Raw genomic sequence first — 21,093 nt, forward strand, 5'->3', positions numbered from 1 at the left:
TTCTTTAGGCAATCTGCCGAATACTTAATAAAAACCAATAAATTCTAAATTAAAGCGACTTTATTAGTCTTTCTGTCGTCTTCGTTTTATATCAGACACAAAAAAACCGAGCAAAGCCCGGCTTTTTAAACAATTATTCTTTAGTGATTATTCACGAATTTGACCTTCGCCATTCACTAAGTATTTTTCAGTTGTAAGTGACTCTAGACCCATTGGACCATAAGCATGTAGCTTAGTTGTCGCAATACCAATCTCGGCACCTAAACCTAATTGTGAACCATCAGAAAAACGCGATGACGCATTAACCATTACCACAGATGCATCCACACTGCGTTGGAATAACTCAGCTGCAGCTTGGTCTTTAGTACAAATCACTTCAGTGTGGTTTGAACCAAATTTAGCAATATGATCAATGGCACCAGCAAAGTCAGGTACAACTTTGATTGCGATTTCTAAATCTAAGTATTCTTCACCAAACTCGTCGTCAGCAAGTACTGTTGCATTATCAAAGTACTCGGCAGCTTTCGCATCTGCATTTACTTTTACGCCTTCTTGACGAAGAACAACTGCACACAGGTTTAAAAACTCATCAGCGACATCTTGGTGAACCACTAAACCTTCTAGAGCATTACACACACCAGTACGCTGAGTTTTACCATTTAATAGTAAATTGATTGCTACGTTCAAATCAGCGTCTTTATCAACATAAAGGTGGCATACACCTTTAAAGTGCTGAATCACAGGAATAGTACTGTTTTCTGTTACAAAATTAATTAAACCTTCACCACCACGCGGAATGATTAAATCAATTGTTTCACGCTGTTGCATCAGCTCCATCAGTAGACCACGGTCTGGATCTGGGATCACTGAAATCAACGCAGCTGGTAAACCATGCTTTTCAAGTACTTTATGCATTACACTCGCGATTGCTTGCGAGCTACGTAGTGCTTCTTTACCACCACGCAAAATAACACCATTACCCGATTTAAAGCATAGAGCGCCTGCATCAGCCGTCACATTTGGACGTGCTTCATAAATCATACACACAACACCCAATGGTACGCGCATCTTGCTGATCTTAATACCATTTGGACGCTCTGAAATTTCACGTAATTGACCAACAGGATCATCAAGGCTAACAATTACTTCGATGCCTTCAGCCATGGCTTCAATACGCTCATCGTTAAGCGTTAAACGGTCAATCATCGATGCAGCAAGGTTGTTATCACGTGCTGCCGCTAAATCGCTTTCGTTCTCTTTGATGATAAAAGCTTTGCTTTCACGTAGCGCCTCTGCCATCTCAGTTAAAACTTGATTCTTAGTAGCAGTATCAAGTAAAGCTAACTGGGTTGCAGCTTTTGCAGCTTGACTCGAAATATCCGTAATTAAACTCATGACTTCTCCAATAATGCGATATCTTTTTCTGAAACAACTGGGCCGATTGAATCTTGCATTTTTTCGCTAAATTCACTTTGCTCGTTGTCAGCAATAAAATTCAATAAACAGCTACTGTAATTCGCTGTGGCTTTTGCTAGACGCGTACCATCATCACTACGAACTAAAATGGTATCGCCTACGCCAAATTCTCCGTGTACTGCAACGATTTCATCGCTACGAATACAACCGTCTTCATCTTCTAATGATTCCTCAAATGAACCTTCAACGACAACCTCACCTTGCTCATTAGCTGTGTGAGTCATCCAATGCACAGCTTCTTGCATTGGTTTTTCATATGGTGTGAAGATAGTACCTGGGTTGTCACCCGCTAGCAGTCGGTTAAATGTCTCTTCTTTAAAACCATTTAAAATAAAGGTTGTAATACCATGTGAAGTGGCTTTTTCAGCCGCTTCGATTTTCGTTTTCATACCACCTGTACCAACGGCACTGGTTGCACAACCGGCCATGGCATAAATTGACTCATCAATACTTTCAATTTCAGGTAATAACACTGCATCTTCATGTAAATTCGGGTTTTTGTCATAAAGACCATCAACATCCGAAAAAATCATCAATGCATCTGCATCCGCAGCTGCAGCAACCATTGCCGACAAGTTATCATTGTCGCCAACTTTTAAATCGTCGGTTGTTACCGTGTCATTCTCATTGATGATAGGTAATACACCATGCTCAAGTAAGGTGAAAACGGTTTCACGAATGCTTGTGTAACGCTCACGGTCACGTAAGTCACCATGAGTTAATAAAATCTGTGCTGATGGGAAATCGAAGAAACGATCCCACATCGCCATCATTTCTGTCTGACCGGCAGCAGCCATTGCTTTTTTCATCGTCACTGAACGCTTTTCTTGTTCAGGGAATAAATGCGAACCAGCAGCTACCGAACCCGATGATACTAAAATAACTTCGATACCTTGCGCTCGACAGCGAACGATGAACTGTGCAATGGTCAGTAAATAACGAGAGCGACACCCGTCTTGTTCGGGTGCGATTAATGCGCTACCTACTTTTAGTACTATACGTCGCCAATTTAACTTTTGCATAACTGTTCAACTTTCCATTTTACTATCTGTTCAGTGCCAATTTGCCACTGATTAAAAGACTCGCGCTTAGCTTTACTAAACGCACTGACTATTATCACTTTGCCAAACCACTTATCTATGCACACGACTACGCCACGCAAGTACTGCGATTAGATATAGCACAACTTTTATTCAGTCAGTAGACCAAACGGTTATAAACCATAAGTTGATAAAAAAAGATAAGTGTTGTTTATGTATCGCTGTAAAAAGCTGTGTGCGGCTTTTATTAATAACAACATACATAGAGCCTATACAATCTGGTACACCAACAGATAGGGTGTAGATTGTATGACCGAGATTTAGCTGCCACGATGGGAGCTAAACATTGACCAGATAATGAACTTATATTCTATTCAACACGTAATAAATATGCACTGAACAACTTAGAGCTCATTTCTATTTAATTAGAAAACAAAGTGTATAAAACACTAATAATGTCGCAAACAAGTATCTTTTCAGAAAGCTAAGCTACAAAGAGTGTCTTTAAAGCTAATAACTATTTAGATATCAAATTGTTTGAACACGAACTATAATACGGGAAATCAGGGGCAAAGATCAAGTGCAAAAAGTAGTCATAACTTTTATACTTACCATAAACATAGAAAATATACATTTATTAACAGTACCTTAGGCGCGCAATTTTATTGTGTAATAATTTTTAACGAGCCTAGCAGGGTTTAATTTCATAAACACACCCAAAAAGTATTAATAACGACTAAAATCGTATTTGAAGCAACGAGTTTGCTTGTATCCATGACGGTGAGTAGGCTTTAATAGGCAAGCATTATATTTAAAAGGTCAGCAACCAATTACGCAATTATCTAAGGTGTTGGTATTTTAAAGTGAAGTAACTAAAGGATAATTCATTCTATGTCAGCAATTTTTATAGCAGGGATCGCCTTGTGCTCAGTATTAGCACAATGGGTAGCTTGGGCGTTTCGTGTACCGGCTATTTTATTTTTACTACTAACAGGTTTAATTCTCGGGCCTTTTAGTGGCGTATTAGAACCAGATGCATTGTTGGGAGATTTATTATTCCCAGTGGTTTCTTTAAGTGTGGCAGTGATTTTATTCGAAGGTTCACTCACTCTGCATTTTCGAGAACTAAAAGGGATTGGCAAGGTAGTTCGTAACCTCTGCTCAATCGGGATGATCACAACTTGCCTAGTGGTAAGCCTGAGCGCCTATTGGATATTAGAACTTAATTGGCGTGTTGCCGCGGTTCTAGGAGCCGTGTTAGTTGTTACAGGCCCTACTGTAATTGCCCCCCTACTAAACTCCATGAGACCAAACCAAGACATAGACCGAATTTTGCGCTGGGAAGGTATAGTAATAGATCCTATTGGAGCCTTGTTTGCTGTATTAGTGTTTGAAGCGGTCATGCTGGTAGGCCAAGGCGAAGTATTTAGCCATACCATTATTGCGCTCTTTAAAACTCTTGGTGTAGGTTTAACCATTGGTGTGGTTGCAGGCTGGCTTACAACACTGCTTATTCGTCGAGAATGGTTACCGTTTGAGTTACACAAGTTTGGCATTCTAGCCTTAGTACTCATTAGTTTTACGGTTTCAAACCACCTAAGCCACGAATCTGGCTTACTAGCTGTCACCGTGTTTGGTATTTGGCTTGCTAACCAAGACGAGCTTGAAATTGACTCTGTGCTTGAGTTTAAAGAAGACCTTTCGATGATCTTGATTTCATCGTTATTCATTTTACTTGCAGCCCGCCTACAGTTATCAGATTTAATGATGTTACATAGCGATGTGTTTATTTTCTTAGCCATCGTGCTTTTTGTGGCTCGCCCAGCGTGTATTGCAATATCGACTTTTAAAACCGATTTACCTATCAAGTCTCGTTTAGTGCTGGCTTGGATTGCGCCGCGAGGTATTGTTGCGGCTGCGGTTGGTTCAGTATTCGCGCTAAGCATGGTTGAAGCTGGCATTGCTGATGCTGAAAAAATGGTACCACTCATATTCACAGTGATCATTGTCACTGTGGTGCTACAAAGCTTAACAGCAACGCCATTGGCAAAGCTGTTAAAAGTGCGCCAACCTGCACCAAATACAATTTTGATTATTGGTGCCAACCATGTAGCAAGAGCCATCGCACGCGGCTTAAAAGATCAAAACATTCCGGTGCACTTGTCTGATCCTGCATGGGAGAACTGCAAAATGGCACGCATGGATGGCTTACCTTGTTACTATGGTAATCCGCAGTCAGAGCATGCTGAGCGCTATTTACCGTTAACGACAATTCGTAGCGTACTCGCGCTTTCGCCTAACCGCCACCACAACGCATTAGGCGTGCAGTACTTCTCGCATTTCCTCGACGAGAAAGATGTGTTTTCACTGCGTTCTTCAACAAACCACGCTAAAGCAAATAAAGACAGTGCGACCTTCTTATCGCGACAAATTCTGTTTGGCGACAATGGCGCTTATGCGCGCTTAAGTAGCTTAATTGCCAAAGGCGGCAAGGTCAGTGCAACACGGATTTCTGACGAGTTTAGCTGGGAGCAATACAAAGACGTTAATAGCGAAGCTATCCCGCTGTTTATTTTAAATGGTGAGAAAAGTGATGATGACGATTCACCTATTAAAATTCGCCCGTTCACTACGAACATGGAAAAAACACCGCAAGTAGGTGAACGTATTGTGGCACTACAGCCACCTAAGTTGTCGGTACTAAAAGACCCAAATAACGGCAAACCAAAAGAAAATAAAGAAGAGAAATAACAGTAAGGCCAGCATTAGCTGGCCTTTTTATTTATATGTATTTGTATTTATCTACATAGGTAAACGAGCGCGGGCAACGACGCTGTCTGGCATTTTTTCGGCAAGCTTAGCGAGTAAATTTTCGACTTTCTTGTGAGTTGCTTTGTCGGCAACCATTGAATGAAATAACCAACGGTAGGCGTCTTCATAATCACGCGGACTGCCATAACCTTGATTAAATAGGTTAACCAGTCGCATTTGTGCCTTTAAGTTGCCTTGGGCTGATGCTTCTCGTAAATAGGTTACCGCCATCGCTTTATCTTGCTGCACTAACTGGCCAACATCGTAGTAGCGACCAAGTTGCTCTAATGCCGCGCCTAGCCCTTGTTGAGCAGCCTGACGCATGTAATAGACCCCTAACTCTACATTACGGTCTACACACACAGCATAAGCTAGCATATCGCCATACAAGAACTGATACGATGGCAGTGCCATTTTATTGGCTCGCGCTTCGATATCTTGCACTAACTGGCAATCATCTGCCTTTACACGTGCTAGGTGTGCATTTTTATTGATCAAGCCAATTAACTCGCTCTCTGTGTACAGAGGCACTGCTGTTATAGGCTCTTCAGCCATGCTTAGGCTTGAGAAGAGTAATGTTAAAGGCAATAAAACACGCATCAAAATCACTTAAATAAAGTCAGTCTTAGCAAATAATATACAATTATCATTCCAGAGTGAATTTCGGGCACAAAAAAAGCTGCCAAGGCAGCTTCTTTTTTCAGTCACTATGACGATTATGCAAACGGGCTGCGTAATACCATAGTTTCTACACGGTCTGGGCCAGTAGAGATGATATCAACTGGAACACCAGTGATTTCTTCAATACGTTTGATGTAATCAAGTGCCGCTTGCGGTAATTGATCAACTGACGTAGCACCTACTGTGTTTTCTGACCAGCCTGGCATCTCTTCGTATACTGGTGTTACTTTCTCGTAACCTTCAGCTGCTAATGGTGTAACGTTCGTTACTGTGCCATCTTCTAACTGGTAACCAGTACAGATTTTTAATGTTTCTAAACCGTCTAAAACGTCTAGTTTAGTTAAACAGAAACCTGAGATGCTGTTGATTTGCACTGCGCGGCGCATTGCCACTGCATCTAACCAACCTGTACGGCGTAAACGACCTGTCGTAGCACCGAACTCATGACCTTTGTCACCTAAGTGCTTACCAACTGGATCTTGTTTATCGATACCGTCGTAAAGCTCTGTAGGGAATGGACCAGAACCTACACGTGTAGTGTAAGCTTTAATAATACCTAGCACGTAATCAAGGTGTAATGGACCAAAACCAGCACCTGTTGCTACACCACCAGCCGTTGTGTTTGATGATGTTACGTACGGGTAAGTACCGTGGTCGATATCAAGTAATGTACCTTGCGCACCTTCAAATAAGATGTTGTCGCCCGCTAAACGCGTTTGATCAAGAAGCTCAGTAACATCAACAACCATTGCTTTTAAGATATCTGCGATAGCCATTGCATCGTCAAATGTCTTTTGGAAGTCAACTGGTTCAGCTTTGTAGTAATGCTCTAATGTGAAGTTATGGTATTCCAATACTTCTTTAAGCTTGCTAGCAAACTGTTCAGGGTTGAATAAGTCACCTACACGTAAACCACGACGTGCTACTTTATCTTCATAAGCTGGACCGATACCACGACCTGTAGTACCAATTGGCTTATCGCCACGTGCTTTTTCACGGGCTAAATCTAATGCAATGTGGAAAGGTAAAATTAATGGACATGCTTCGCTGATTAATAAGCGCTCACGTACTGGTACGCCACGCTCTTCTAGCATGCCGATTTCTTTCATTAATGCTTCTGGTGATAAAACAACACCGTTACCGATCACACACTTAACATTGTCACGTAATACACCCGATGGAATAAGGTGTAAAACCGTCTTTTCACCGTTGATTACCAGAGTATGGCCTGCGTTATGACCACCTTGATAACGAACTACTAAAGATGCTTTGTCTGTAAGGAGGTCAACTACCTTACCCTTACCTTCGTCACCCCATTGGGTGCCTAGTACAACAACGTTTTTACCCATTGCAAATTCACTTAGAAAAAATTAGGACGAGATTTTATCAGAAAACGAGGTGAAAGATCACCCCGTTTAGCTTATTTTTTCTGCGCCTGAATTTTTACCTTCTTAATTACTTAAACAACTACATGCAGAACAGGGGTTTATAAAATAGTTCAGGATAAAAATTAATCACGCGCAAAAACAAAAAAGCCCTACATAAAGCAGGGCTTTTCATCACACAAATATTAATTACTGTGCTTTTGTACCTTTCATATAATTAAAGAAGTCGCTATCAGGTGAAATCACCATCACGTCTTGCTTATTTTTAAAGGTGTTTTTGTAAGCTTCTAGGCTGCGCACAAAACCGAAGAACTCAGCGTCTTTGTTATAAGCGTTAGCATAGATAGCGGCTGCATCGGCATCACCTTGACCACGAACAGTACGCGCATTACGCTCAGCGTCTGCAAGCATTACTGTTACACGGCGGTCGACTTCTGCACGAATTGTTTCAGCTTTTTCTTGACCTTCAGAACGGTGCTCTTTTGCAACCGCAGTACGCTCAGCACGCATACGTTGGAAGATTGAACTACTCACTTCTTGTGGTAAGTTAATTTGCTTAACGCGTACATCAAGTACTTCAATACCTAGCTCTTGCGCACTTTCAGACGCTTGAACTAATGCTTCTTCCATCAGCTCGCTACGCTCACCAGAAACGATCTCTCTGATAGTACGAGAACCGAAGTTAGTACGCAGACCATTGTTTACCTTTTGCTTAAGTAGTGTTTCAGCGTATTGCTTATCACCACGGGCACGCAGGTAGAATGCACTAAAGTCATTAATTCGCCACTTAACGTAAGAATCAACGATTAAGTCTTTTTTCTCACTTGTTACGAAACGGTCAGGTGCACCATCTAGCGTTTGAATACGTGCATCTAAACGACGTACTTGGCTAAAGAAAGGCACTTTTAGGTGTAAACCAGGGCCGTATACTACAGCCTTGTCGTCGCTGTCTTTTTCAACTTTGCTGAATAACAGTACGATTGCCTTCTCGCCTTCTTGCACAACAAAAATCGCTGAGAAAGACAGCACAACTGCAAGGGCAAGTATTACTAAACTAAAATTTTTCATCTTGCTTATCTCCCCTCATTAAAACGGTCAGTTGCGAAACGGTCATTGCTTGAATTTACCGTGCTGTTACGCGACGTGTTTATTTTATTGCGAAGGTCTTTGATATCACTTGAGCTTGGTAATGCAACACGTGTTGCTGTACCTTGCTTTTCCATGATTTTATCAAGCGGTAAATACATCATGTTATTACCACCTTCAACATCAACTAACACTTTAGAGCTGTTACCTAGCACTTCTTCCATCGCATCGATGTAAAGACGCTTACGAGTTACCTCTTTAGCAGCTTGGTACTCAGGTAATAGCTTTTCAAAACGCGCTACCTCACCTTGTGCTTCTAATGTAATACGTTCACGGTACGCTTCTGCTTCTTGCGTCATACGAGTAACTTGACCACGGGCACGAGGTTCAATTTCGCGAGCATAGGCTTCTGCTTCACGGATGAAACGCTCTTCATCTTCTTGTGCAGCAATAGCGTCATCAAACGCGTCTTTTACTTCACCCGGCGGACGTGAATCTTTAAAGTTCACATCGCTTACAATAATACCTAGATTGTATGGCTCGATGATTTTGTTAAGCTCATCCCACGTTTGTTGACGCACTAACTCACGACCTGTTGTTAGTACTTGGTCCATTTTTACGTGGCCAATTACATAACGTAATGCACTATCAAGTGCTTGTTGTAAGCTGTGGTCAGCATCAGTAACGCTGAACTTGTAAAGATGTGGGTCGATAACACGGTACTGTACTTCAAATTCTACATTTACCACGTTTTCGTCTTCGGTAAGCATAAAGCCTTTAGCAGATAACGAGCGAACCGCTTCGATATCAACAGGGATCACGCGTTCAATGAAGGTCATTTTCCAACGTAAGCCAGGTTCTGCAATGCGATCGTATTGCCCAAATTGTAAAACAATACCGCGCTCAGCTTCTTTTACCGTGTAAATACCACTTAATGCCCATACAATGATGGCAATAATAAGGATGAAAGAAATGCCTGCGCCACCAAGTCCACCGCCGTTTTTACCTGGCTTATTACCACCAAATAAACCGCCAAACTTGTTGCCGAACTTACGCATTACCTCGTCTAAATCAGGTGGGCCTTGATCTTTTCCGCCTTTATTATTCCACGGATCTTTATCATTGCCATTATTACCCGGTTCATTCCAGGCCATAGCTATACTCCATTGTTATCTAAATGAATTAGGTTAAATCTATCAAATCTACAGCATTTCTCATACTAAAAAAGACAAATGCTGGTGATTTTTAATCAGTCACTACGAAAGAGTCTAGGTCTTGTCCCATCTCTTTTTTCAAGCGATTCCATTCTGCCATTGGCAAGCGTACCGATAATAACCAGTTTCCTTGCTCATCAAAACACTCTTGATGAACTGCATTTAAGTTGAATAATGCTGCGCGAATACGACCATGTTGTGGTGGTAATTTTAGCTCATCAGCAAACATCTTTTTGGCAAGTAACTCATTAATTGCCTCACTTAGCAGTTCACAACCAACGCCAGTGCGCGCCGACAACCAGACTCGTACCGGTTGACCTTCGTCGTTTCTATCTATACGTGGCACAACGTCATCTAGCGCATCAATTTTGTTATAAACCAATAATTGCGGCACTTCATCTGCTTCGATTTCTTTTAAAACAGACTGTACTTGCTCAATATTTTCTTTTCGACGAGGGTCTGCCACATCGATAACATGTAGCTGTAAATCAGCTTCACGGGTTTCTGTTAAGGTTGCTTTAAATGCTGCAACAAGGTCGTGTGGTAAGTGACGAATAAAACCTACCGTATCAGCTAAAATAATTGAACCTATATCGCCGATATCCAACTTACGTAAGGTTGGATCTAGGGTTGCGAATAGCTGGTCAGCAGCATACACATCTGAGTCTGTAATACGGTTAAATAACGTTGATTTACCCGCATTGGTATAACCTACCAGTGACACCGTTGGGATTTCATTTCGCGTACGCGCACGTCGTCCCTGCTCACGTTGAACAGCAACTTTATCTAAACGGGCACGAATGTTTTTAATTCTTGCGCGCAGTAATCGTCTATCGGTTTCGAGCTGGGTTTCACCTGGGCCACGTAAACCTATCCCGCCTTTTTGTCTTTCAAGGTGGGTCCAACCACGGATCAAGCGAGTAGAAATGTGGCGTAACTGAGCTAACTCAACCTGAAGTTTACCTTCGTGAGTACGCGCTCGCTGCGCAAAAATATCTAAGATCAAACTCGTACGATCAAGAACGCGGCACTGGCAAACGCTTTCTAAATTGCGTTCCTGTGACGGGCTAAGTTGATGGTTGAAAATGATGACATCTGCATTGTGGATTTTGACAGTTTCAGCGATTTCTTCTGCTTTTCCGGTCCCGACGAAAAGTTTCGGATGTGGTGCTTGACGACTGCCTTGCACAATCGCCAAACTACTAACACCAGCAGAAGATACCAACAACTCTAATTCGTGAAGATCTTCGCGATCTCCCTCTTTAGGTAAGTCGATATGAACTAAAACTGCCTGTTCGCCGGCTTCATAACGGTCAAACAAGCATTACGCTCCTAAGTTTAAAAATTTCCAGATTCTTGCTCTTCTGAATCATCACTTCCTTGAACGCCTTGGAAGTTAACAGAACGCGCTGGAACAACAGTTGAAATAGCGTGTTTATACACCATTTGATTAACGGTGTTTTCAAGTAAAATAACAAATTGGTCAAATGACTGGATTTTACCCTGCAATTTAATGCCATTAACCAAAAAGATTGATACTGGAATGCGCTCACGACGTAACGCATTTAAAAATGGGTCTTGTAACGACTGGCCTTTTGCCATGTTATTTTCCTTCGTTCTAGGTGTTATTATAATTAAGTAGCTGAACTAATTTAACAAAGCTAAAAAACTTCCAGCTACTACTAGCTTAGCGAACTTACTACACGTTGCAAGTTTTCTTCATCACCCGTGGTCAACCAAGTTACTTCAGGCCAACCTCTTAACCAAGTGAGTTGTCGCTTGGCTAACTGCCGTGTGGCTGCAATACCACGAAAGACCATTTCATCATAGTCAATTTCGCCAGCAATGTAATCCCACATTTGTCTATAACCCACACAACGAATCGAAGGCAGGTCTGGGTGTAAATCCTTACGTTTATATAGGGATGAAACTTCATTTTCAAACCCCTGATCGAGCATTATTTTAAACCTTTTCTCAATTCGCTGATGTAATTCACTGCGATCATCAGGTGCAATGGCAAATTGATGGAAAGTATAAGGAAGCTCAGGCTGCTTTTGTTTTTGCAGCTCAGTCATTGTTTTGCCTGTAATACGATACACTTCTAATGCACGATTAATTCTTTGCGAATCATTTTCGCTCATTTTTTTCGCTGCATCAGGATCGATTTTCACAAGCTCTTTATACAAATGTGGCCAGCCAAACTGCTTTGCTTCCTTTTCAAGTTCAGCACGTACTTCAGGTGATGCCTCTGGTAGCGGTGATAAGCCATCAATAAGCGATTTAAAATACATCATTGTACCGCCAACCAATACAGGTACTTTACCTTGCTGATGAAATAGATCAATCTTTTCAATTGCATCACGGCGAAAATCTGCCACTGAATAACTATCTGCTGGGTCGATAATGTCAATCAAGTGATGTGGCGCACGAGCAAGCTCTTCGGCATTTGGCTTTGCGGTGCCGATGTCCATATCTTTATAGACTAATGCTGAATCAACACTGATTATTTCTGTGTTTAAATGCTCACACAAAGAAATTGCTAAATCTGTTTTCCCTGCAGCGGTTGGTCCCATTAAAAAAATGACGGGTAAGTTATTCAAGCCTAAATACCTTGCTTAGTTTAAAAACTGAGATAGTTCTATTTTAACTGCTTTTTGACGTAAACGTTGCATAGTTTGTGGATTATTTTCTAACCGAGCCACTTGCTCCAAAAAGGCTTGGCTTGCGTAATAGCGTGCCGGGATTTGCTGAGCTAACCAAGCTAACCATTCATCGAGTGAACTTGGTGAGGCCTTACAGCCAGCAATAAGTCGCTCAATAGCATCACTTACATCAAGTAAATAGACACAAGGCGGAAGCTTTTTCACCATCACAAACTGTTTTTCAATGACTAAATCAAAACCAAGTAAGGTAAACCACGACTGCTGAACATTTAAAGCACTAATATCATCAGCACTTGCATTTACTCGCACAGGTAACAACAAGGCTTTTCCATCAAGGCTACCTGCTTGCTCTACGTGCGCTTGCCAGTCGAGTGCTAATGCATGCTTAAAGTGCGCAGCAAAGAGTTGGTTGTCTTCACTAAATACGCACTCGCCTTCTCGTACATGAATAAGCTTGGCAAGTTTTGCTTGCTCTACAACCGGTGCTGTAACACTTGGTTCAGGGCGTACTTGGTCAAAATGCGCAGCATGTTGCTCGCTGATCCCTTGATAAAATGCATTGACATCTTGGTGCGATGTTTTACTGCGACCTTGACTGTCGCTACTAAAACCACCGCCAGAGCGCCCTGCTCCTGTTGCCCCAGAATAACTCGCTGAACGTGTCGGCTGTAATTCAGATTTAGGGTAATCATACTGCTCTGCTGGCGCTGATTGAGTAAAACTTGGCTGTGTGCTGCTTGAGTGCGCCTCATCAAACGGAGCATGCTGAAAATCAGTGTCATTATGCTCTGTAAAACCAGCTTCGTGCTGAAGCGGCACCACCACTTGTTTTATTGCCTGCAGGATAAAGTCATGCACTAAACGGCCTTGATGAAAACGCACTTCATGTTTTGCTGGGTGCACGTTTACATCGACCTGACGTGGGTCAATATCAATATAAATGACAAAACCGGGTAGCTCTTCTGAGCCTGCGACTTCTTCAAAGGCTTGGCGGATTGCATGCAAAATAAGTTTATCGCGCATCATGCGATTATTCACATAGGTATATTGCGTGCTATTCGTTGAGCCCACGGGTAATACCCAACCGCGCAGCATCAAACCAGCTTCACCTGATTGAATATGCAGCCCCTGCTCACTAAACGCTTTGCCAGCAACTTGAGCAACACGCGCTATTGCTTGCTCAGGGTTTGGTTTAGCACGGTATTGGCGCACTACTTTACCGTTATGGGTCAGGGTAATAGAAACATCAAAACGACTCAGCGCAATACGCTTTATGAGCTCATCAATATGTGAAAACTCGGTTTTCTCGGTGCGAAGGAATTTACGGCGCGCAGGGGTATTAAAGAATAAGTCTTTCACCTCAATGGTGGTGCCATCAGGGTGTGCGGTTGGCTTAATCTGCACCGCCATATCGCGACCTTCAGCAAACGCTTGCCATGCAGCCTCTTGCTGCTTTGGCTTTGAGCTTAAGGTTAAGCGAGAAACAGAACTAATTGATGCTAACGCTTCACCACGAAAGCCAAGTGAACAGATGTTCTCTAGGTCATCGAGTGACTTAAGCTTACTAGTGGCATGGCGCGACAAGGCTAATGTTAGCTCATCTTTATTAATGCCAGAGCCATTATCGCGAATGCGAATAAGCTTATGACCACCACGCTCAATATCTATTTGAATGCGCGTTGCGCCAGCATCTAAACTATTTTCTACCAGCTCTTTAACAACGGATGCTGGGCGTTCAACCACTTCACCAGCAGCAATTTGGTTAGCCAATCGCGCGGGTAGTATTTCTATACTCATAGTGTTCCTAACACGAAAATTGACTAGCTTTGAGGAATATCAAGCTCTTGACCAATGAACAAGGTATTCGATTTTAAGTTGTTGGCCGTTTTTAGCTTACTCACAGAGGTGTTATATCTGCTTGCTAAAATACTTAACGACTCACCAGGACGAACTTTGTGTTTAGTCGGAAACTGCGACTTTAACTTAGCGAAAAGCGAGTCATCTGGCGGGTTTTGCATATAGTAATTTTTAATCGAGGTGAAAATTGCTTTAGCTAAGCGCTCCTGATGCTGCGCCGTTTTTAGCATTCGCTCTTCGCGTGGATTCGAAATAAACCCAGTTTCGACCAAAATAGAGGGTATATCTGGTGACTTTAATACTGCAAGGCTCGCCGCTTGTGGGCGTTTCTTATGCATTTTAGCCACTTTTCGTAATTCGCTAACCACTTCTTCTGCGACACTAAAGCCTGTTTTCATCGAGTGATCCATCGACATATCTAGCAGTGCTTGCGCTAAATATTTTTCGCTTGCAGTATCTTTTAATACCCCAGCTGCACCACCTAAAAGCTCCGAGTGTTTTTCTTTATCCTCAATCCATTTACCAATTTCTGAATTAGCACGGCGCAGTGATAGCACCCACACTGAGGCACCGTTTGGTTGTGGGCTGGTAAAGGCATCCGCATGAATCGACACAAAGAAGTCAGCTTTTTTCTTACGGGCAATACTGGTTCGAGTGTTTAGATTTACAAAGTAGTCACTGCGGCGCACCATACGCGAAATCATGCCTTTTTCAGCATCTATCATTCGCTCTAAGCGCTTCGCTATTTGTAGTGTAATGTCTTTTTCATAAGTGCCTGACGGACCAATTGAACCAGGGTCTTCACCACCATGACCTGCGTCAATGGCAATAACAATATCGCGCTCTTGATTGAGTTCGCGTTTTTTCACACTGGTATTGGTTACAGCAACAGGTTCTGCCTTCGGTGTTTTATCAACAAGGTCAACTACTAAACGATGCTTGTATGGGTCGGTAGGTAGTAAGGCAAATACCACTGGTTTGCTGGCACGGGCGAGCTCAAAAACAAAGCGCACACTTTTGCTATCTTTAGGTTTCGAGTAACGCAGTTTTGAAACAATCTGATGCTTTTTAGGAATAGCAGGCAAGCTATCTAGTTTGTCGGTATTTTTTAGGTCAATCACTAAACGAGCTGGATTTTTCAGCATGAAATAGCTGAAATCAGGTTTATCGTTTAAATCAAAGACCACACGAGTGCTGTCAGGTGAAGGCCACACACGTACGCTATTAATAGTATTTTGTGCAAGCGCAACCTGGCTCACAACCAATAACATCAAAGTAGTTAATAGTTTAAACGTACAACGACCCATTTTTACTAATACACCTTTATTTTTATATGTTTATTCTTGCGCGCTCTTAAGTTGCTGAACAATTGCCTGACCACGTTCGGTTAAGCTGTTAATTGCAATAGCACGCGCCTCACCTTCATAGCGTAGGGTGATATCAAGATCCGGTGTTGGAATAAATTCGCCGCCTTTTTCAGGCCATTCCACAACACAAATAGCCTGTGGTGAAAAATAGTCACGAATTCCCATATATTCAAGTTCTTCAGGATCACCTAAGCGATATAAATCAAAGTGATAGACATCAGCTTTAGCTAATTGGTAAGGTTCAACCAGTGTATAAGTTGGACTCTTAACCTTACCTTGATGACCGAAACCTTGCACGATACCACGGGTTAATGTCGTTTTACCGGCACCTAAATCACCATGTAAATAGATGACTGCCCCTTGCTCCATCAAGGTTGCAAGTTGCTTACCCATATTAACCGTTGCTGCTTCATCAGCGAGTGGAAAACCAACACTGTCGGTCATTATTACCTCATGAAAAACTAAAAACACATTACTTTGTTAATCATACCAGAATAATTTTGTAAGGCGAGAGCTGCTCTTATGCCTAGTTTGACAAAAAAAAGCCGGCAAAGTTGCCGGCTTTTTAGCTTAAACAGAATTTTGTTTACAGACCTAGTTTCTTCTCAAGGTAGTGGATGTTTGTACCACCGTTTTGGAAGTTTTCATCTGCCAAGATTTTCTTGTGCAGTGGTGTGTTGGTCTTGATGCCATCGATCACTAATTCGTTTAACGCATTGCGTGAACGAGCAATAGCTACATCACGGTTTTCACCGTAACAGATCATCTTACCAATCATTGAATCGTAATGAGGTGGTACTGTGTAATCTGCGTAGATGTGGCTGTCCCAACGAATACCTAAACCGCCAGCAGGGTGGAATCGCGTGATTTTACCTGGTGATGGAATAAAGGTGTCTGGGTCTTCCGCATTAATACGGCACTCAATTGCATGACCACGAATAACCACATCTTCTTGTGTGAATGATAGTGGCTGGCCAGCTGCAATTTTTAGCTGCTCTTTGATTAAGTCAACGCCAGTGACCATTTCTGTTACTGGGTGCTCAACCTGAATACGGGTATTCATTTCGATGAAATAGAACTCGCCGTTTTCGTATAAGAATTCGAACGTACCTGCACCGCGATAACCGATTTCGATACATGCACGAGTACAACGGTCACCGATAAACTTACGCATTTCAGCTGTGATACCTGGCGCTGGCGCTTCTTCAACAACTTTCTGGTGACGACGTTGCATTGAACAATCACGCTCACCTAAGTGAACTGCATTGCCTTGGCCATCAGCAAGTACTTGAACTTCGATGTGACGTGGGTTTTCAAGGAATTTTTCCATGTAAACCATACCATTACCGAAGAACTGCTTTGCTTCTTGTTGAGTAAGAGCGATTGAATCAATCAGTTCTTTTTCGCTGCGAACAACACGCATACCACGACCACCGCCGCCGCCTGCTGCTTTAATGATTACAGGGTAACCAATACGCTTAGCGATTTGAATGTTGCGCTCACTGTCTGCCGTTAATGGGCCATCAGAACCTGGTACACAAGGTACACCGGCTTTACGCATCGCTTCGATTGCAGAAACTTTGTCACCCATTAGACGAATCGTGTCGCCTTTAGGACCGATAAATACAAAGCCGCTTTGCTCAACTTGATCAGCAAAGTCTGCATTTTCAGAAAGGAAACCATAACCTGGGTGGATAGCAACTGCGTCTGTTACTTCTGCCGCTGCAATAATGCGCGGAATATCTAAGTAACTTTCAGTGGCTGCTGGTTTACCAATACAAATTGTTTCGTCTGCCAGTAACACGTGCTTAAGATCACGGTCTGCCGTTGAATGCACAGCAACAGTTTTGATCCCAAGCTCTTTGCAGGCGCGCAGCACGCGAAGTGCAATTTCACCTCGGTTTGCAATGACTACTTTATCTAACATAGAGTTGGCCTTTTGTTGCGCTATTATTCAATGATGAATAAAGGTTGATCGAATTCTACTGGCTCGCCATTTTCAACTAAGATAGCTTTTACTGTGCCTGCTTTATCAGATTCGATTTGGTTCATCATCTTCATTGCTTCAACGATACATAACGTATCACCAACATTTACTTTAGAACCTACTTCTACGTATGGTGCTGCTTCTGGAGAAGCCGCTGAGTAGAATGAACCTACCATAGGAGATTTAACTTGATGGCCTGTCGGTGCAGCTGGAGCAGCCGCTTCTGCTGCTGGTGCCTCTGCTACTGGAGCTGGTGCCGCTGCTGGCGCAGGTGCTGCAAACTGTTGTGGTGCATACTGCATAGCAGGTGCTGCAGACATGTTGTTACGATTGATGCGTACTGACTCTTCACCTTCAGTGATTTCTAATTCAGCAATACCAGATTCTTCTACTAATTCGATAAGTTTTTTGATCTTGCGAATATCCATTGAACGACCCGCCTGTTAGTTATTTAAAAATTAATGTGTGTTTTGCAATCGGCTAACAGCAGCTTCAAGTGCCACCTTATAACCCATTGCTCCTAATCCAATAATGACGCCTTGTGCCACATCCGAAAAATACGAATGATGACGGAATGCTTCTCGAGCATGCACATTAGTTAAATGCACCTCGTAAAAGGGAATGTTTACACTAAGTAATGCATCCCGTAAGGCTACGCTTGTATGCGTAAATGCAGCAGGGTTGATAATTATTGCATCAACCGTTTGCCATGCATCGTGAATGCGTTCTATTAATGCAGCTTCACTGTTACTTTGGAAATGCGTTAAATCAACATTGAGACCGGCAGCAACCTGACTAAGTTCAGCTATAATCTCATCAAGAGATTGAGTACCGTACTTTTCTGGTTCACGCTTGCCAAGCATGTTTAAATTTGGCCCATTTAGAACTAAAAGTTTGAATTTTGCAGCCATAATACGCGATATATCCTATAAGTAAGCAGTTTAACCATATTCATCATAAACCCACGCTTAACCTAAGCGTGCTGATGTAAAATAGCAACTATTTCTCACGTTAACCACCTATTATAGATATTTCGACGTAAATAGCAGCAAAATACTGGTCTAATCACTCCCTATTCGTGGCAAAGTCAAGCATAGCAAGGCACGCAACAGGGTCATTCTAAGTGTTTTCCTGCTGATTAATTGAGCTTCAATCAGTGAATTTGCCATTTTTCACTTAAAATAAGTATTTTTTACGACACATAAACAAAAACGCCACTCAGATGAGTGGCGTTTTGCTATTTTCTTGCACGTTTGCGTTTATTTAGCGCTATTTCGTACTTTTGCTAAATGTTCTGCAAAGTCTTTGGCATTTAAAAAGCCTGTTACACGTTGCTCTAAAAGCTCATTACCTTGGCTGTCAAAGAACAAAATGCTCGGCAACCCAAATACCGTGTATTCTTCCATTAGCTCTATGGTCTTTGCATCGCTTTGTGTTAAATCGATTTGAATTAATTCAAAGTGAGCAAATTGCTCTTGCACTTTAGCGTCAGGAAACGTGTAATGCTCAAACTCTTTACAGGCAACGCACCAGTCGGCATATAAGTCGACCATTACTAAGCGCCCTTCGCTACTTGCCTGTGCAATTTCTTCTTTTAACTCACTTAGATTAGCAACTTGTCTAAAACCATGTGTTTGTACAGCAGCTTCAGCAACCACTGCTTTACTAGGCCAAAAATAATTTTTCGTTAAACTCGCCCCTGTCACAACCAATAAGGTTGCTGCAAACCACAATGCTGTTTTTAGCTTGCCTTGTGATTGACCACTTTGCCAATGGTGTAAATAAAGCGCTGTAGCAAGTGCTAATAAACCCGCCATTAACCAAATGATTTCAATATCAACAATACGCTCAAGCAGAATAAGCGGCACGACCAGCATAATGAAACCAAATAGGGTTTTCACTTGCTCCATCCAACCACCGGCTTTTGGTAGTAATTTACCGCCAGAAGTCCCCAGTAATAATAACGGTAAGCCCATGCCTAAACTGAGCACATAAAGTGTTAAACCACCGACAAGGTAGTCACCACTTTGCGCCACATAAAGTAAAGCAGCAGACAATGGTGCTGTTGTACACGGTGAGGCAATCAAACCAGACAGTACACCCATCATAAATACGCCAACATAGTTGCCGCCTTTTTGCTGGTTACTAACCTGAGTGAGTTTATTCATCATACTGCTAGGTAATTTGATTTCGTACCAGCCAAACATCGACATTGCCAGCAATACAAATAAGATACTAAAGCTGATTAGTACAGTAGGATGCTGTAAATACCCTTGTACTTGCCCACCTAATGATGCAACCACTAAGCCCAGTGCTGCGTAGGTAACGGCCATACCTTGTACATATACAAACGACAGTGAGAACGCTTTTTTAGTCGATAAATTCTGCTGACCCGCTATAAGGCTCGACAAAATCGGAAACATTGGAAATACGCATGGCGTAAAGGCAAGACCAACACCCACTAAAAAGAAGATTACTAGGTTAGTTAGTAAACCTTGCGATGCCAACTTATCGGTATATGACTGCTCACCAGCTGGTTTTGATGCTGCTTGAGAAGGGGCTGATGACGCTTCATTAGTATCGGCTGCTTGTGTTAATGCAGCCAATGCGTTCCCCGCATCTGCAGCCTGTGATACTTGCTCACCTGCAATCACAGATAAAGGAATGGTTCTAACTTCTGGCGGATAACATAACCCCGCCTCGGCACAGCCTTGAAAACGCACTTTAACAACCGCACCTTCTGTGACGTTACTGAGCTTAGAAACCACACTTAACGAATCAAAGAATACCTCGGTCTTACCAAAAAACTCATCTTCAATAATCACACCCTTGCCAAGATCAGGAATTTCAATATCTGCGCCTTTGGCAATAATTTCGACTTTCTTTTTATAAAGGTAATAATCAGGCGCAATATCCCAGCCAATAAATAACGTTTTGCCTTGCTGGTCAAAATCGAAAACAAAAGCCTGATCAACTGGGAGAAATGTTTGCTCCGCAGGTTGTAGTAGATTTCCAAGTAAATTGTTATTACTTGCGCTTGCTGGCATTAGCCACAATGCACAAAGTAATAAAAGGAACGATCGCATTAATTAAGTACCTCATCCATCCAATTAAAATAGGCTAAATTGCCTGTAGCCACATCAACGACCTGAATTTCAGGCACCTCATAACTATGCAATTTCTTGATAGTTTGGATCACCTCATTCATTTTTTCTGACTTAGTTTTGATCAGTAACTTACTCTCAAGAGCTTGAGTCACCTCGCCTTCCCACATGTAAATAGATTCAATAGTAGGCAAAATGTTCACACAAGCAGCTAGCTTTTCTTTAACTAGATGTTGTGCCAACTGACGGGCTTCAGCCTCATTTGCACAAGTAGTAAAAATAAGTCGAAAATGCGTAGTCATAAGGAACCTTTATTTGATTACGTGAGTCGCACCATAGTAGCCGATAGTAACTATAATGTGTAGCGAGCAAGGTGATCCTAGGTTCCGTCTTGAAAAATGACCTGCTCACCCCAATTTATA

At 42.2% G+C, this 21,093-nt stretch carries 18 protein-coding genes; 1 reads left to right on the plus strand and 17 read right to left on the minus strand.

Annotation, left to right across the window (positions count from 1 at the left end; genetic code table 11):
- Positions 1 to 147 precede the first annotated feature (147 nt).
- Together MTF66_RS30590 and proB are read right to left on the minus strand one after the other, a co-directional pair.
- Complete coding sequence (locus tag MTF66_RS30590) at positions 148 to 1,395, minus strand: glutamate-5-semialdehyde dehydrogenase (protein WP_248529516.1); 1,248 nt, start codon at positions 1,393 to 1,395, stop codon at positions 148 to 150.
- Positions 1,392 to 2,498 (minus strand): glutamate 5-kinase, encoded by a 1,107-nt coding sequence (gene proB / locus MTF66_RS30595; protein WP_248529517.1) that lies wholly within the window; start codon positions 2,496 to 2,498, stop codon positions 1,392 to 1,394. The genes MTF66_RS30590 and proB overlap by 4 nt, the downstream gene beginning before the upstream one ends.
- Before the next feature lie 909 nt (positions 2,499 to 3,407).
- Between proB and MTF66_RS30600 the strand changes: the two genes are divergently transcribed.
- Entirely contained in the window at positions 3,408 to 5,267 is a 1,860-nt protein-coding gene (locus tag MTF66_RS30600) for a sodium:proton antiporter (protein ID WP_248529518.1), read from the plus strand.
- 51 nt (positions 5,268 to 5,318) lie between these two features.
- Here MTF66_RS30600 and MTF66_RS30605 read toward each other — a convergent pair whose 3' ends face one another.
- The 15 genes from MTF66_RS30605 to cutA all read right to left on the minus strand — a co-directional run bounded on the left by MTF66_RS30605 (position 5,319) and on the right by cutA (position 20,973).
- Complete coding sequence (locus MTF66_RS30605; protein ID WP_054563494.1) at positions 5,319 to 5,927, minus strand: tetratricopeptide repeat protein; 609 nt, start codon at positions 5,925 to 5,927, stop codon at positions 5,319 to 5,321.
- 116 nt (positions 5,928 to 6,043) lie between these two features.
- On the minus strand, positions 6,044 to 7,357 hold the full coding sequence (locus MTF66_RS30610) for an adenylosuccinate synthase (protein ID WP_058583965.1): 1,314 nt from the start codon (positions 7,355 to 7,357) through the stop codon (positions 6,044 to 6,046).
- 225 nt (positions 7,358 to 7,582) lie between these two features.
- Complete coding sequence (hflC, locus tag MTF66_RS30615) at positions 7,583 to 8,461, minus strand: protease modulator HflC (RefSeq protein ID WP_062566639.1); 879 nt, start codon at positions 8,459 to 8,461, stop codon at positions 7,583 to 7,585.
- 5 nt (positions 8,462 to 8,466) lie between these two features.
- Positions 8,467 to 9,633, minus strand: a complete 1,167-nt coding sequence (gene hflK, locus MTF66_RS30620; protein ID WP_054563492.1) for an FtsH protease activity modulator HflK — start codon at positions 9,631 to 9,633, stop codon at positions 8,467 to 8,469.
- A 91-nt stretch (positions 9,634 to 9,724) separates the two neighbouring features.
- The gene (gene hflX, locus MTF66_RS30625; RefSeq protein ID WP_248529519.1) at positions 9,725 to 11,014 is read right to left on the minus strand and encodes a ribosome rescue GTPase HflX; all 1,290 of its coding nucleotides are present in this window, start codon (positions 11,012 to 11,014) and stop codon (positions 9,725 to 9,727) included.
- Between the two features lie 17 nt (positions 11,015 to 11,031).
- Complete coding sequence (gene hfq, locus MTF66_RS30630) at positions 11,032 to 11,295, minus strand: RNA chaperone Hfq (RefSeq protein WP_054552435.1); 264 nt, start codon at positions 11,293 to 11,295, stop codon at positions 11,032 to 11,034.
- Between the two features lie 80 nt (positions 11,296 to 11,375).
- Positions 11,376 to 12,293: a tRNA (adenosine(37)-N6)-dimethylallyltransferase MiaA gene (miaA, locus tag MTF66_RS30635; RefSeq protein ID WP_248529520.1), complete on the minus strand. Its 918-nt coding sequence runs from the start codon at positions 12,291 to 12,293 to the stop codon at positions 11,376 to 11,378.
- Between the two features lie 15 nt (positions 12,294 to 12,308).
- A complete protein-coding gene (mutL, locus tag MTF66_RS30640; RefSeq protein ID WP_248529521.1) occupies positions 12,309 to 14,153 on the minus strand; it encodes a DNA mismatch repair endonuclease MutL in 1,845 nt (614 codons plus the stop codon).
- A 23-nt stretch (positions 14,154 to 14,176) separates the two neighbouring features.
- Positions 14,177 to 15,484 carry an N-acetylmuramoyl-L-alanine amidase gene (locus MTF66_RS30645; RefSeq protein WP_248529547.1) on the minus strand — a complete coding sequence of 436 codons (1,308 nt, stop codon included), beginning with the start codon at positions 15,482 to 15,484 and terminating at the stop codon, positions 14,177 to 14,179.
- 66 nt (positions 15,485 to 15,550) lie between these two features.
- Positions 15,551 to 16,024: a tRNA (adenosine(37)-N6)-threonylcarbamoyltransferase complex ATPase subunit type 1 TsaE gene (tsaE, locus tag MTF66_RS30650; RefSeq protein WP_055020890.1), complete on the minus strand. Its 474-nt coding sequence runs from the start codon at positions 16,022 to 16,024 to the stop codon at positions 15,551 to 15,553.
- 142 nt (positions 16,025 to 16,166) lie between these two features.
- A complete protein-coding gene (accC, locus tag MTF66_RS30655) occupies positions 16,167 to 17,507 on the minus strand; it encodes an acetyl-CoA carboxylase biotin carboxylase subunit (protein ID WP_248529522.1) in 1,341 nt (446 codons plus the stop codon).
- Positions 17,508 to 17,530: 23 nt separating this feature from the next.
- Entirely contained in the window at positions 17,531 to 17,995 is a 465-nt protein-coding gene (accB, locus tag MTF66_RS30660) for an acetyl-CoA carboxylase biotin carboxyl carrier protein (protein ID WP_054552429.1), read from the minus strand.
- Between the two features lie 30 nt (positions 17,996 to 18,025).
- Positions 18,026 to 18,478, minus strand: a complete 453-nt coding sequence (gene aroQ / locus MTF66_RS30665; RefSeq protein ID WP_062566645.1) for a type II 3-dehydroquinate dehydratase — start codon at positions 18,476 to 18,478, stop codon at positions 18,026 to 18,028.
- 348 nt (positions 18,479 to 18,826) lie between these two features.
- The gene (locus MTF66_RS30670) at positions 18,827 to 20,653 is read right to left on the minus strand and encodes a protein-disulfide reductase DsbD (protein ID WP_248529523.1); all 1,827 of its coding nucleotides are present in this window, start codon (positions 20,651 to 20,653) and stop codon (positions 18,827 to 18,829) included.
- The gene (gene cutA / locus MTF66_RS30675) at positions 20,653 to 20,973 is read right to left on the minus strand and encodes a divalent-cation tolerance protein CutA (protein WP_248529524.1); all 321 of its coding nucleotides are present in this window, start codon (positions 20,971 to 20,973) and stop codon (positions 20,653 to 20,655) included. Before cutA ends, MTF66_RS30670 begins: the two co-directional genes overlap by 1 nt.
- Between the last annotated feature and the right edge of the window lie 120 nt (positions 20,974 to 21,093).

It is taken from the genome of Pseudoalteromonas sp. 2CM39R (genome assembly GCF_023161845.1).